The organism is Conexibacter sp. CPCC 205762, from assembly GCF_030646155.1.
Taxonomy (GTDB): Bacteria; Actinomycetota; Thermoleophilia; order Solirubrobacterales; family Solirubrobacteraceae; genus Conexibacter.
In genome coordinates, this window is record NZ_JAUTDN010000013.1 from 75,702 (window position 1) to 89,052 (window position 13,351).

Consider the following 13,351-nt stretch of genomic DNA (forward strand, 5'->3'; position numbering starts at 1 on the left):
CCGGGTCCCGTCAGCTGCGCGCCCTGCGATCATCCGCGGTCGCATGGCTGCCGATGGACGATCGCTCGCGGAGCGGCTGCTGGCCGGAGACAAGCGCGCGCTCGCCCGCGCGATCACGCTCGTCGAGGACGACCGGCCGGAGGGCTGGGAGCTGGTGCGGGAGATCTACCCGCACACCGGCAGAGCCGCGGTCGTCGGCTTCACCGGGCCGCCCGGCGTCGGCAAGTCGACGCTGCTGGGTGCGCTGACGAGAGCGGAGCGGGCGCGCGACCGCACCGTCGGCGTGCTGTCGATCGACCCCTCGTCGCCGTTCACGAGAGGCGCGCTGCTGGGCGACCGCATCCGCCTCACCGAGCACTTCCTCGACCCGGGCGTCTTCATCCGCTCGATGGCCAACCGCGGCGCGCTCGGCGGCCTCTCGGAGGCGGCGCTGCAGGGCGCGCTGCTGATGGACGCGGCGGGGCGCGACGTGGTGTTCGTGGAGACGGTCGGCGTGGGCCAGGCGGAGGTCGACGTGATCGACCACGCCGACACGGTCGTGCTGGCGCTGATGCCCGGCTCGGGCGACTCGATCCAGGCGCTGAAGGCGGGCGTGATGGAGATCCCCGACGTGATCGTCGTCAACAAGGCCGACCACCCGCTGACCGACACGATGGTGCGCGAGATCCGCGGCGTGCTGTCGCTGGCGCCGGCGCGCGCGGGCGCCTGGAAGGTCCCGATCGTGAAGACCCAGGCGGCCTTCGGCATCGGCATCGACGAGCTGGCCGCCGCGCTGGAGGCGCACCGCACGTACATCACGGCCGAGGGCACCCTGCTGGAGCGCCGCCGCCGCAACCTGATGAACGAGGTCGTCGCGCTCGCGACCGCGCGCATGCGCCGCCGCCTCGAGGCCTCGATCGCCGCCGACCCGACCGTCCAGGACCTGCTCGACGAGGTCGTCGCCCGCCGCCTCGACCCCGCCAGCGCCGCGACCGAGATCCTCGCCCGCAACGCCGCCCGCGTCAGCGCCGACAGCCCCGAACCGGCTGGCTGAGGCGATGTTGCCGGCGCGTTAGCGCCGGAACGCGATTCACCCTTTCTTGACACGTGGGGAACGGCGGACCGCGACAGTGACTCGCGTGAACGCCGTCGCCCGTCCGCTGCTGCCTCACCTGCGCGCGCAGCTGCCCGCGCTCGGTGCCTCCGATCGCAAGGTGGCGGAGGCGGTGCTGGCGCAGCCGGGGGCGGTCGTCTTCTGGTCGGTCAGCGAGCTGGCGGCGTCGGCCGGGACGGCGAAGTCGAGCGTCGTGCGCTTCTGTCAGGGCCTTGGGCTGCGCGGCTTCCACGACCTCAAGCTCGTGCTCGCGCAGGAGACCGCGGTCGAGCACCGCGGCGCCGGGCCGGCCGGGCCGTGGAGCGTCGACGCCGCGATCGCCGACGGGACCGCGCTCGAAGGCGACGAGCCGGAGCCGGTGCCGGATGCGCTCGGCACGGTCGTCTGGCGCGGGGTCGAGACGCTGCGCGACACCGCCGCGACCGTCGACCGCGACAGCTTCGAGACGACCGCGACGCGGATCGCCGAGGCGCACACCGTCCTGCTCGTCGGCTCCGGCTCCTCGGCGCCGCTCGCCCACGACGCCGCACAGCGGCTGCGCTCGATCGGGATCCGCACCGCCGCGCCCGGCGACAGCCCCGGCCAGCTCGTCGCCGCCGCGCTGCTGGAGCGCGGCGACGTCTGCCTCGCGATCAGCCACAGCGGCGCGACGCGCGGCACGCTCGCCGCCCTCACCGCCGCCACCGACGCCGGCGCGACGACCGCCGCGATCACGAGCTTCTCGCGCTCGCCGCTGACCGAGCTGGCCGACCACGTGCTCGTCGCCGGCGCCCGCGCCGCCTCGCCGCGCGTCCCCTCGCTGACGAGCCGCCTCGCCCACGTCGCGGTCCTCGACGCGCTGCTGGTCGCCGTCGCCCTGCGCGACGAGCTGCGCGCCGAAGCCGCCCTCGCCCGCACCAGCGCCGCCCTCGCCGAGCAGCGCGTCCCGCGCGAGCAGCGCCCCACGCGCCGCCGCCGCCCGCAGCCGGCCTGAGCGGACCGCCCAACGATGACCGCGCCGTCTGAGCGTGGCCGGATCGTGTCCGGCGCCGCGAGGCGGTTCGCTCAGACGGCGTGGCGCGCGGCGTCGCCCAGCAGGGCGCGGGCGATGACCAGCCGCTGGATCTCGCTCGTGCCCTCGTAGATCTCCGTCACCTTCGCGTCGCGGTAGTAGCGCTCGGCGGGGAACTCGCGCGTGTAGCCGTAGCCGCCGAGGATCTGGATCGCCTCGCCCGTCCATTCGCGCGCGACGCGGGAGGCGAGCAGCTTCGCCTGCGCGCCCTCGACGGTGTGGGGGAGGCCGGCCTGCTTGAGCCGCGCGGCGCGCCAGGTCAGCGCCCGTGCCGCCTCGATCTCGGTCTGCATCTCGGCGAGCTTCGCCTGCACCTGGCCGAAGCGCCCGATCGGGCCGCCGAAGGCGGTGCGCTCTCTCGCGTACGCGGTCGCGACGTCGAGCGCCGCCTGCGCGATCCCGACCGCCTGCGCGGCGATCCCGATCCGGCCGCCGTCGAGCGTGCCCAGGGCGATCCGCATCCCCGCGCCGCGCGCGCCGAGCAGCTCGCCGGGGGTCTGGTCGAACGAGAGCGCCGCCGTGGAGGAGGAGTTGAGGCCGAGCTTCTCCTCCTCGCGCGCGACCGCCAGCCCCGCCGCCGGCCGCTTCACGACGAACGCCGAGATCGCGCCGTCGGCGGCGTCGTCGCGCGCGAAGACGATCAGCAGGTGGGCGTGCGAGCCGGTCGTGATGAACTGCTTGGAGCCGCTGATCAGCGCGCGGCCGGCGTGCGCGTCGCCGTCCGCCGCCGCCCGTGTCCGCAGCGCGCCCGCGTCGGAGCCGGCCTCGGCCTCGGTCAGCGCGAACGCCCCCAGCTCGTGCCCCTGCGCCAGCGGCGGCACCCAGCGGTCGATCTGCTCGGCCGATCCGAACGCCAGCAGCGGCAGCGTCGCCGCGCTGACGTGCACCGCGACCGTCACCGCCACGCCGCCGTCGGCGCGCGCCAGCTCCTCCAGCGCGAGCACGTAGGAGAGGAAGTCGGCCCCCGCGCCGCCGTTCACCTCGGGGATGCAGGCGCCCATCAGCCCCAGCTCGCCGAGCTGCGCGAACAGCTCGCGCGGGAAGACGTGCCCGCGGTCCCATGCGGCCGCGTGCGGCGCGATCTCCTCCTCCGCGAACCGCCGCGCCAGCTCGCGGATCGAACGCTGCTCGTCGGTCAGCTCATGCAAGCTCACGTCATCTTCCTCCAACCGCGAGAAGGAGCCTCTGGCGAGTTCTTGCTCGGAAGCCGAGGCTCCAGCCGAGGCTTCCGCACCATCAAAGATCCAGCCCCGCCCAGCGCAACCGCGAGAACGGCCGTGCCGGCCAGCGCCAGCCGCCGCCCGAGCCGCTCGAAGCGCAGCGTCTCCCATCGCTCCGCGCGCGCGACCCGCGTCAGCTCGGCGTCGGGGTTGACGGCGACCGGGTGGCCGACCGTGCGCAGCATCGGCAGGTCCGACTCGGAGTCGGAGTAGGCCCAGCATTCCGACAAGGCGAACCCTTCGCGCGCGGCCAGCTCGCGGATCGCCTGCGCCTTGCCCTCGCGGTAGGTGAAGGGCCCGTCGGGGCGGCCGGTGTAGACGCCGTCGCGGATCTCCGATCTCGCGCCGAGGCCGCCGTCGAACGTCAGCACGTGCGCGAGCACCTCGGCCAGCTCGTGGGCGGCGGCGGTGACGATGTAGACCGGCCGGCCGGCGTCCTGGTGGTCGTAGGCGACGCGCAGCATCTGCGGGTAGACGCGCGGCAGCACGCCGGCCAGCACCTCCGGCCCGAGCCGCAGGATGTCGCGCACCGGCACGTCGCGCATCAGCGTGAAGATCTGCTCGCGGACGGCGTCGGTGCCGGCGTCGGTCGAGCCGTTGAGGCGGAACTTCACGTTCGCCCACGCGCCGGCCGCGAGCTGGCGGCGCGTGAGGATCCCGGCACGGTAGGAGGCGCGCGCGAACTCGAACGCGGAGGAGCCGGCCATCAGCGTGCGGTCGAGGTCGAAGAAGGCGGCGCCGCGCGCGGCACCGCCTCCCGTTACGTCAGCTTCGATGGGGGTGGGGGTCACACCTCGATGATGACGGCATCGCCCTGGCCGCCGCCGGAGCAGATCGCCGCGATCCCGCGCCCGCCGCCGCGCCGCTTCAGCTCCAGCGCGAGCGAGCCGATGATGCGCGCGCCGGAGGCGCCGATCGGGTGGCCGAGCGCGACCGCGCCGCCGTTGACGTTGACCTTGTCCTCGTCCAGCCCGAGCATCCGCATCGAGTTGAGCGTGACCGAGGCGAACGCCTCGTTGATCTCCCACAGGTCGATGTCGTCGACCGTCAGCCCGGCCTTTCTCAGCGCGGCCAGCGCCGCGTTGGCCGGTGTTCTGGCGAGCATCGGGAAGTCGTCGGCGATCTGCGCCTGCGCGACGATCGTCGCCAGCGGCGTCTTGCCGTTGGCGGCCGCCCAGTCGCTGGAGGCGAGCACGAGCGCGCCGGCGCCGTCGTTGACGCCGGGCGCGTTGCCGGCGGTGTGCGAGCCGTCCTTGACGAAGATCGGCTTCAGCGCGGCGAGCGCCTCCAGCGTCGTGCCGGGACGCGGCGACTCGTCGACCTCGACGACCGTGTCGCCCTTGCGCCCCTTGACCGTCACCGCGACGATCTCCTCCGGCAGGCGGCCCTCGTCGGTCGCCTTCAGCGCCAGCTCGTGCGAGCGCACCGACCAGCGGTCCATGTCGGCCCGCGTCAGCTCCAGCTGGGCGGCGACCTCGGAGGCCTCGTGCGCCATGTGCTTGCCGCTGAACGGGTTCGTGAGGCCGTCGTTGATCATCGCGTCGAGCGCCGCGCCGTCGCCCATGCGATAGCCGAAGCGGGCGTTCTTGAGCAGGTACGGCGCGTTGCTCATCGACTCCATGCCGCCGCCGACGGCGACCTCGAGGTCGCCGGCGCGGATCGCCGCGTCGAGGATGCCGACGGCGCGCACGCCCGAAGCGCAGACCTTGTTGATCGTCTCGGAGGAGACCTCCTTGGGGATCCCGCCCTTGATCTGCGCCTGACGCGAGGGGATCTGGCCCTGGCCGGCCTGCAGCACCTGGCCGAAGACGACGTGCTGGACCTGCTCGGGCGCGACGTCGGCGCGCTCCAGCGCAGCCTCGATCGCGATCCCGCCGAGGTCGGTCGCGTCGAGCGAGGCGAGCCCGCCGCCGAGCTTGCCGATCGGGGTGCGCGCTGCGCTGAGGATGACGGTCGAGGGCATCGGGAGGTCTCCGTTCCAGGGTGAGGTCTGTCCGATGCTAGTCCCCGCACGTGCGAACGAACCCCGCTTCCCCGCGAGATCCCGCCAGCGTCGCGCGCCGGCGCGAGCTCTCGGGGATCTCGCTCTGCGAAGCACGGGTAGCATCCGCCCGATGCAGATCGAAGCCACCACGCAGGGCGCGGCCGAGACCGGCGCGGACACGATCGCCGTGGGGGTCTTCGACGGCGAGGACATCGCCCACGACGTCGAGGGCGGGCTGCTGCAGAAGCTGCTCGACCGCGGCGAGGCGAGACGCGCCTTCCGCAGGCTGGCCGTCGTCCACCACGACGATCGCCGCTACCTGATCGTCGGCCTCGGCGACCGCGCCCGCTTCGACACCGAGCGCGCCCGCGTCGCGGCCGCCACGGTCCACGGGCGCGCGCGTGAGCTGTCGACCGGCACGCTCTGCTGGGAGGTCCCGCACCACCTCGACGACGCCCACGTCGGCGCGCTCGTCGAGGGCACGCTGCTGGCCGCCTACCGCTTCGACAGATACCGCAACCACCCCGAGGACGACGGCGGGATCGAGCGGCTCGTCGTCTCCGCGCACCACCCCGTCGACGGCCCGGTGAACTGGGCCGCTGCGCTGGCGACGGCGCAGAACCGCGCCCGCGACCTGCAGAACGCGCCCGCCAACGAGCTGACGCCCTCCGACCTCGCCCACCGCGCCCACGAGCTGGTCGCGGAGGTCGGCGGCGACCACCTGACGCTGGAGGTCCGCGGCGAGGAGGAGATCGCGGCGCTCGGGATGGGCGCCTTCGCCGCCGTCGCGCGCGGCTCGCACGAGGAGGCGCGGCTGATCGAGCTGAGATACGCGGGACCGGACGCGACCGGCCCGCTGCTGGCGTTCGTCGGCAAGGCGGTCACGTTCGACACCGGCGGCATCTCGATCAAGCCGGCGCTGAGAATGGCGGAGATGAAGTTCGACATGTCCGGCGGCGCCGTCGTGCTGGAGGCGATCGGCGCGATCGCGCGGCTGAGACTGCCGGTGCGGGTGCTGGGCGTGATCGGCGCGACCGAGAACATGCCCAGCGGCCACGCGACCCGGCCGGGCGACATCGTGCGCGCCGCCAACGGCACGACGATCGAGATCAACAACACCGACGCCGAGGGCCGGCTGGTGCTGGCCGACTGCCTCGTCCACGCCGTCAACCACGGCGCCGAGCGGATCGTCGACCTGGCGACGCTGACGGGCGCGATCGTGACCGCGCTGGGCGGCGCCCACGCCGGCCTGTTCGCCAACGACGACGAGTGGGCGGGGCGGGTGCAGGAGGCCGCGAGCGCCAGCGACGACCTCGTCTGGCGGCTGCCGCTGCACGCCGACTACGCCGACGCGATCAAGGGCCGCTACGGCGACATCGTCAACTCGACCGAGAACCGCCAGGCCGCCTCGATCACCGCCGCGGAGTTCCTCAAGCGGTTCGTCTCCGACGTGCCGTGGGCCCATCTCGACATCGCCGGCACCGCCAACGACACCGGCCGCCCGTACGCGCCGTACGGCGGCACGGGCTACGGCGTGCGGCTGCTGGTCGAGCTCGCGAAGCGCAGCGCCAGCTAACTGCATCCCCTCGGCGAGGACAGTCCCTACTATTCGCCCCGCCGCGACGCCACCCACACCGACAGGCGCGCGGACACCCCCGAGATGTCCACATCCTCAGAGCGAAAGATCCGCGTCGTCGTCGCCAAGCCCGGGCTCGACGGCCACGACCGCGGCGCCAAGATCATCGCGCGCGCCCTGCGCGACGCGGGCATGGAAGTGATCTACACCGGCCTGCACCAGACGCCGGAGCAGATCGTGGAGACGGTCATCCAGGAGGACGCCGACGCCGTCGGCCTGTCGATCCTGTCGGGGGCGCACATGACGCTGGTGCCCCGGATCGTCGAGCTGCTGCGCGAGCAGGAGATCGACGACGTGCTCGTCACGGTGGGGGGCACGATCCCCGCCGACGACATCCCCCAGCTCAAGCAGCTCGGCGTCTCGGAGGTCTTCACCCCCGGCGCGCCGACGCAGGAGATCATCGACTTCATCCGCGGCGCGGTCCGCAGCGGCTGATCACGGTCGCCCCGCCGGCGCGGGCGGGAGCGTGCGCCGGGACCGATTGGAGTCGTACGGGCCCGGCATGCGATTGACTGGTCAGTCAACACGGGTATCATGCCCGCCATCACACTGCCACGAACGTCAGTTTGCTCGTTTCTGAGGAGGCACCCCAGTTGAAGATTTGCGTCCTGGTCAAAGAGGTGCCGGACGCCGCCGTCGAGAAGCGCATCGACCCCTCGACGGGGCGGATGGACCGCAGCGGGGAGAAGAACCTCAACCCGTATGACACCCATGCGATCGAGGCTGCGATGCAGCTGAAGGAGGGCGGCGCCCTCCAGATCGACGAGGTCGTCGCCGTCACGATGGGCCCGGAGACCGCCGTGCGCGCGCTCCACAAGGCCGTCTCGCTCGGCGCGGACCGCTCGCTGCACCTGTCCGACGACGCGCTCGCCGGTTCCGACGTCGCCGCCACGGGCTACGCGCTCGCGAAGGCGCTGGAGAAGGAGCAGCCCGACATAGTGCTGCTCGGCCAGCAGTCGGACGACGGCGAGTGCTACACGATCGGCGCCGTCGTCGCCGACCACCTCAGAGCGCCCTCGCTCACGCAGGTGATCAAGCTCGACGTCGTCGACGGCGGTCTCCGCTGCGAGCGTCAGGCCGAGTACGGCTACGACACCGTCCAGGTCGGCCTGCCGGCCGTCATCTCGGTCGGTGACGCGATCAACGAGCCGCGCTACCCGTCGCTGAAGGCGATCATGGGTGCGAAGAAGAAGCCGCTCGAGAAGGCCGCTGCCGGCGACGTCGGCATCGACACCTCGCTCGTCGGCGCCGACGGCTCGCGCGTCCAGTGCGGCGAGTTCAAGGCTCCCCCGGCGAAGTCGGCCGGCACGATCATCGAAGACGAGGACACGGACGCGACCGTCGAGCAGATCGTCGCGTGGCTGGACGAAAGGAAGCTGATCTGAGATGGGCGGGATTCTCGTCTACGTCCTCCACTACGAGGGCGCGCTCAACAAGAACTCGCTCGGTGCCGTCTCCGAGGCGGCCAAGCTCGCCGGCGAGCTCGGCACGACCGCTGACGCGATCGTCGTCGGCGGTGCCGACCTGACGCCTGAGCTGCTCGGCACGCTCGGCGACTACGGCGCCAGCAAGGTCTACAAGGTCGAGGGCCCGGAGGGCCTCGCCCAGCCGGTCATCGACGCGATGGACAAGGTCATCGGCGAGAACGGTCACAGCTACGTGATCTTCGGCGGCGGCCTGCTCGGCTTCGAGATCGGCGCCGGCCTCGCGGCCCGCCGTCAGGCCGGCGTGACGATGGAGGTCACGGGCGTCGTGGTCGAGGGCGGCAAGCTCGTCGCCGAGCGCCCGATCCTCGGCGACTCGCAGATCTCGCGCTCGCACTACCAGGGCGACCTCGGGATCATCATCGGCCGCATCAACGCGTTCGAGGTCAAGGGCGGCCAGGGCGGCGCGGCCGAGATCGTCGACACCGCGGTCGAGTTCTCGCCGTGGTCGACGCAGGCGTCGATGGTGCAGCGCGGCGAGCAGCGCGGCGCCGACGTCAACATCGAGGACGCCAACGTGCTCGTCGCCGGCGGCCGTGGTCTCGGCAAGGCCGAGGGCTTCCAGCTGTGCGAGGACCTCGCGGGCGTGCTCGGCGGCGCCGTCGCCGCGACGCGCGCGGTCGTCGACGCCGGCTGGTACCCGTACGCGGCCCAGATCGGCCAGACCGGCAAGTCGGTCGCGCCGAAGCTCTACCTCGCGGCCGGCATCTCGGGCGCGATCCAGCACAAGGTCGGCATGCAGGCGTCGGAGAACATCGTCGCGATCAACAAGGACGCGAACGCTCCGATCTTCGAGTTCAGCGACCTCGGCATCGTCGGGGACCTGAACAAGATCCTGCCGAAGCTGACGGAGGCCGTGAAGGCCAAGAAGGGCGGTTGATCGCATGGCCGGCAGCAGCAACGGCCGGGTCGTGCCGGCGGCGTATCCGCCGCCGGTCGACTCGCCCAGAGAGTTCATCAAGCGCGGCCTCGACGCTGAGGACGAGCTGATCGAGGTCGGCGTCGCGATCGTCGGCGGCGGCACGGCAGGGCTTGCGGCCGCGAACCGGCTGCTGCAGCTGCTGGCCGACGATCCGGAGCTGATGGAGAGCCTCGGCGAGGTTCCCGTCGCGGTGCTGGAGAAGGCGAAGACCTGCGGCGGGCACACGCTGTCCGGCGCGGTCGTCCGCCCCGGCCCGCTCCAGGAGCTGTACCCGGACATGACCCGGGAGGACTGGCGCAAGGAGGGCTTCGCCTTCGGCGAGGTCCACAAGGAAGCGGTCTACATGCTTCCCAGCGCCAAGTCGAAGATCAAGATCCCGCCGCCGCCGCCGTTCAAGAACCACGGCAACGAGGTCATCTCGGTCGCGGCGCTGGCGCGCTACCAGCAGCGGGTCGCCGAGGAGCAGGGCGCCTACATCCTCACCGAGACCGCTGCGACGCAGCTGATCCTCGAGGACGGCCGCGTCGTCGGCGTGCGCTCGGGCGACAAGGGCCGCGGCAAGGACGGCGAGCCGCTCGGCAACTTCGAGCCGGGCACCGACATCAAGGCGAGATACGTGATCCTCGCCGAGGGCTGCTGGGGCTCGCTGACGGGCGCCGCGATCCGCGAGTTCGGGCTCGACAAGGACCGCGAGCCGCCGGTCTGGGAGCTGGGCGTCAAGGAGGTCTGGAAGGTTCCCAGACCGCTCGACCGCCTGATCCACACGATCGGCCCGTGGCCGCTGAAGATCTCGGCCAGATACGGCCAGATCGGCGGCACCTGGATCTACCCGATGAAGGACGAGAGAACGGGCGACGACCTCGTCTCGATCGGCTTCGTCGTGGACCTCGAGTACGCCGACGCGACGACCTCGGCCCACGACCTGCTGCAGCAGTTCAAGCTGCATCCGCTGGTCAGAGGGATCCTCGAGGGCGGCGAGCGCGTCGCCTGGGGCGCGAAGGCGCTGCCGGGCGGCGGCTACTGGTCGATGCCGAAGCTGACGATGCCGGGCGCGCTGATGGTCGGCGACGCCGGCGGCATGGTCGACACGGTCTCGCTCAAGGGCGTCCACCACTGCATCAACTCCGGCAAGCTCGCCGGCGAGGTCATCTACGACTCGCTCAAGCGCGGCGACGACTCGATCGAGGCCTACGAGGAGAAGATCGAGAACTCGCTGACCGGCAGAGAGCTGTACGAGGTCCGCAACACCCGCCAGCCGTTCCAGAAGGGCTTCCTGATGGGCGGCCCGATCGTCAACCTGGCGATCGCGACCAAGGGCAAGCTGCCGCCGGGCCGTCTGCCGTGGCACAAGAACGACGAGAAGGCCATGTTCATCGGCGACACCGCCGACGGCTACCCGAGACCGGACAACAGATACACGTTCGACAAGCTCTCGTCGGTCTTCATCACCGGCAACGCGACCCGCGACGACGCGCCCAACCACATCCGGGTGCAGAGAAACGTCCCGCGCGAGGTCGCCGAGACGTGGAAGTGGATGTGCCCGGCCGGGGTCTACGAGATCCCCGAGGACGCGCCGGAGAGAGGCAACGTCGACGTGATCGTCAACTACACCAACTGCGTGCAGTGCGGTGCGATCACGGCCAAGGGCGGTCGCCTGACGACGCCCGAGGGCGGCGACGGGCCGCTCTACACGATCACCTGAGCCGAATTGCGACCGGTCCCGCGCGCGATCGCGCGCGGGACCGGTCACAAGCTCGCAACTTCTCGCCGGCTGGCCGGTTATAGCTGGCACGATGAAGGTCGCTGGATCGCTCCCCCGGGTGACGCGCGTCGCGCTGCTCGCCCTCCTCACCACACTGCTGACGGCCGCCGCCGCGCAGGCCGCGACGCGCGCCGCGCTGACGCCCGCCGCCAAGACCCCCTACGACGCGAGCCTGTACTCCTGCAAGCGCTCGCCGAGAACCGACGTCCGCTCGGCGATCGTCGCCGCCTCGATGAGACCGGTCGGCAGCGGCAGACGGCTGGCGCTGAGAGTCGAGCTGTACCAGCGCGCGCTGACCGGCGGCCGCTGGGCGCTGCGCTCCGACGTGCCCGGACTCGGCGTCTGGACGAACCCGAGCGACCCGACGATCGGCACGCGCCCCAACGACGTCTTCAAGTACCGCCAGGCGGTCGGCCGGCTGGTCGTCCCGTACGCCTACCGCTTCAGAGTCAGCTTCCGCTGGAGCGACGCGAGCGGCACGGTCGTGCGCGAGGCGGTCGCGACGACGGCGATCTGCAAGGAGCCGGACCTGCGGCCCGACCTGTCGTTCTCCGACGTCGCGGTCGAGGACGGCCCGACGGCGGACACGTCGAGCTACACGGTCACCGTCCGCAACAGCGGCCGCTCGCCGGCCTGGAACGTCGGCGTCACCTGGAGCCTCTCCTCGGCGACGCGCTCGCTCAAGCGGCTCGGCCCGCTGGAGAGCGCCGAGGTCAGCTTCGTCGGCGCCCGCTGCCAGGGCCCGACCGGGCCGACCTTCCTCGTCGACCCCGCCAACGCGATCGACGAGGTGCGCGAGACCAACAACAGCCTCCTCGCGACCTGCCCGGCTACACTGGAACAACCATGAAGACGGACATCCATCCCAACTACGTCGAGTCCCAGGTGCGCTGCACCTGCGGCAACACGTTCACGACCCGCTCGGTCGAGTCCTCGATAAACGTCGAGATCTGCTCGAACTGCCACCCGTTCTACACGGGCAGACAGAAGCTCGTCGACACCGGCGGTCGTGTCGAGCGCTTCCAGCGCCGCGCCGCGAGACGCGCCGCTGCCAGCGACTCCAACTAGCGCGTCATGCGCAGCGTCTAGCGTGGCCCCGTCGGCTCCCGGCGGGGCCGTCGCTCGTTAAAGGCCCTAGACTCGTCGGCCGTGATCGAGCAGCTGGTTCAGCAGATCGAGTCGCGCTTCGGCGAGCTCGAGAACATGATGGGCGACCCCGAGGTGATCGGGGACCGCCAGCGCTACGCCGAGACCGGTCGTCAGTACAGAGACCTGGAGCAGGCGGCGAGACTGGCTGCCGAGTGGCGTCGCGTCGTCGACGACGAGGCCGGCGCGAAGGAGCTGCTGGCCGAGGGCGAGGATCCCGAGGTGCGCGAGCTGCTGACCGCCTCGCGCGAGCGCCTCGCCGAGCTGGACGAGGAGATCCGCCTCGCGATGGTCGAGAAGGACCCGGCCGACGACAAGAACGTGATCGTCGAGATCCGCCCCGGCGCGGGCGGCGACGAGGCCGGCCTGTTCGCCGGCGACCTCTACCGGATGCTGACGCGCTATGCCGAGCGGCGCGGCTTCTCGACCGAGGCGATGGACGAGGGCGACGGCACCTACACCTTCGCGATCAAGGGCGACGGCGCCTACTCGGTCTTCAAGTTCGAGGGCGGCACCCACCGCGTCCAGCGCGTGCCGGAGACCGAGTCCCAGGGCCGCATCCACACCTCGACGGCGACCGTCGCGGTGCTGCCGGAAGCGGAGGAGGTCGACGTCCACATCAACGAGAACGACCTCCAGATCGACGTCTACCGCTCCTCCGGACCGGGCGGCCAGTCGGTCAACACGACCGACTCCGCGGTCCGCATCACGCACAAGCCCTCCGGCGTCGTCGTCGCGATGCAGGACGAGAAGTCGCAGCTGCAGAACCGCGAGAAGGCGATGCGCGTGCTGCGCGCGCGGCTGTACGAGCGCGCGCTCGCCGAGCAGCAGGCGGAGCTGTCGAAGAACCGCCTCTCGCAGGTCGGCACGGGCGAGCGGGCGGAGAAGATCCGCACGTACAACTTCCCCCAGGACCGCATCACCGACCACCGCATCAAGCTGACGGTGAACAACATCGACGCGGTCCTCGGCGGCGATCTCGACGGCATCACCGGCGCGCTCCAGAACGACGAGAAGCGCCGCAAGCTCGAGGAGCAGGCCGAGGCGTGATCC

The 13,351-nt window shown here is 71.8% G+C and carries 13 protein-coding genes; 10 read left to right on the forward strand and 3 right to left on the reverse strand.

Going from position 1 to position 13,351, the window contains the following annotated elements:
* Positions 1–43: 43 nt before the first annotated feature.
* The gene (meaB, locus tag Q7L73_RS12740; RefSeq protein WP_304691369.1) at positions 44–1,033 is read left to right on the forward strand and encodes a methylmalonyl Co-A mutase-associated GTPase MeaB; all 990 of its coding nucleotides are present in this window, start codon (positions 44–46) and stop codon (positions 1,031–1,033) included.
* Positions 1,034–1,118: 85 nt separating this feature from the next.
* The gene (locus Q7L73_RS12745) at positions 1,119–2,066 is read left to right on the forward strand and encodes a MurR/RpiR family transcriptional regulator (RefSeq protein ID WP_304691370.1); all 948 of its coding nucleotides are present in this window, start codon (positions 1,119–1,121) and stop codon (positions 2,064–2,066) included.
* Between the two features lie 71 nt (positions 2,067–2,137).
* Here the strand turns inward: Q7L73_RS12745 and Q7L73_RS12750 are convergent, their stop codons facing one another.
* From Q7L73_RS12750 to Q7L73_RS12760, 3 genes are read right to left on the reverse strand one after another with little or no spacing between them, the layout of a single operon-like run.
* Complete coding sequence (locus Q7L73_RS12750) at positions 2,138–3,298, reverse strand: acyl-CoA dehydrogenase family protein (RefSeq protein WP_304691371.1); 1,161 nt, start codon at positions 3,296–3,298, stop codon at positions 2,138–2,140.
* The gene (locus Q7L73_RS12755) at positions 3,295–4,155 is read right to left on the reverse strand and encodes an HAD family phosphatase (protein ID WP_304691373.1); all 861 of its coding nucleotides are present in this window, start codon (positions 4,153–4,155) and stop codon (positions 3,295–3,297) included. Before Q7L73_RS12755 ends, Q7L73_RS12750 begins: the two co-directional genes overlap by 4 nt.
* Positions 4,152–5,327 carry an acetyl-CoA C-acetyltransferase gene (locus tag Q7L73_RS12760; RefSeq protein WP_304691374.1) on the reverse strand — a complete coding sequence of 392 codons (1,176 nt, stop codon included), beginning with the start codon at positions 5,325–5,327 and terminating at the stop codon, positions 4,152–4,154. The genes Q7L73_RS12755 and Q7L73_RS12760 overlap by 4 nt, the downstream gene beginning before the upstream one ends.
* A gap of 151 nt (positions 5,328–5,478) precedes the next feature.
* Here Q7L73_RS12760 and Q7L73_RS12765 point away from each other — a divergent pair, with 151 nt between their 5' ends.
* The 8 genes from Q7L73_RS12765 to prfA all read left to right on the forward strand — a co-directional run bounded on the left by Q7L73_RS12765 (position 5,479) and on the right by prfA (position 13,348).
* The gene (locus Q7L73_RS12765) at positions 5,479–6,924 is read left to right on the forward strand and encodes a M17 family metallopeptidase (protein WP_304691375.1); all 1,446 of its coding nucleotides are present in this window, start codon (positions 5,479–5,481) and stop codon (positions 6,922–6,924) included.
* 84 nt (positions 6,925–7,008) lie between these two features.
* Complete coding sequence (locus Q7L73_RS12770) at positions 7,009–7,419, forward strand: cobalamin B12-binding domain-containing protein (protein WP_304691377.1); 411 nt, start codon at positions 7,009–7,011, stop codon at positions 7,417–7,419.
* A gap of 158 nt (positions 7,420–7,577) precedes the next feature.
* Complete coding sequence (locus Q7L73_RS12775) at positions 7,578–8,369, forward strand: electron transfer flavoprotein subunit beta/FixA family protein (RefSeq protein WP_304691379.1); 792 nt, start codon at positions 7,578–7,580, stop codon at positions 8,367–8,369.
* Between the two features lies 1 nt (position 8,370).
* Positions 8,371–9,348: an electron transfer flavoprotein subunit alpha/FixB family protein gene (locus Q7L73_RS12780; protein WP_304691380.1), complete on the forward strand. Its 978-nt coding sequence runs from the start codon at positions 8,371–8,373 to the stop codon at positions 9,346–9,348.
* Positions 9,349–9,352: 4 nt separating this feature from the next.
* Positions 9,353–11,092 carry an electron-transfer flavoprotein:ubiquinone oxidoreductase gene (locus tag Q7L73_RS12785; RefSeq protein ID WP_304691381.1) on the forward strand — a complete coding sequence of 580 codons (1,740 nt, stop codon included), beginning with the start codon at positions 9,353–9,355 and terminating at the stop codon, positions 11,090–11,092.
* Positions 11,093–11,183: 91 nt separating this feature from the next.
* Positions 11,184–12,002: a CARDB domain-containing protein gene (locus Q7L73_RS12790; protein WP_304691382.1), complete on the forward strand. Its 819-nt coding sequence runs from the start codon at positions 11,184–11,186 to the stop codon at positions 12,000–12,002.
* Positions 11,999–12,220 (forward strand): 50S ribosomal protein L31, encoded by a 222-nt coding sequence (gene rpmE, locus Q7L73_RS12795; RefSeq protein WP_304691383.1) that lies wholly within the window; start codon positions 11,999–12,001, stop codon positions 12,218–12,220. Before Q7L73_RS12790 ends, rpmE begins: the two co-directional genes overlap by 4 nt.
* Before the next feature lie 81 nt (positions 12,221–12,301).
* On the forward strand, positions 12,302–13,348 hold the full coding sequence (gene prfA, locus Q7L73_RS12800; protein WP_304691385.1) for a peptide chain release factor 1: 1,047 nt from the start codon (positions 12,302–12,304) through the stop codon (positions 13,346–13,348).
* Positions 13,349–13,351 lie beyond the last annotated feature (3 nt).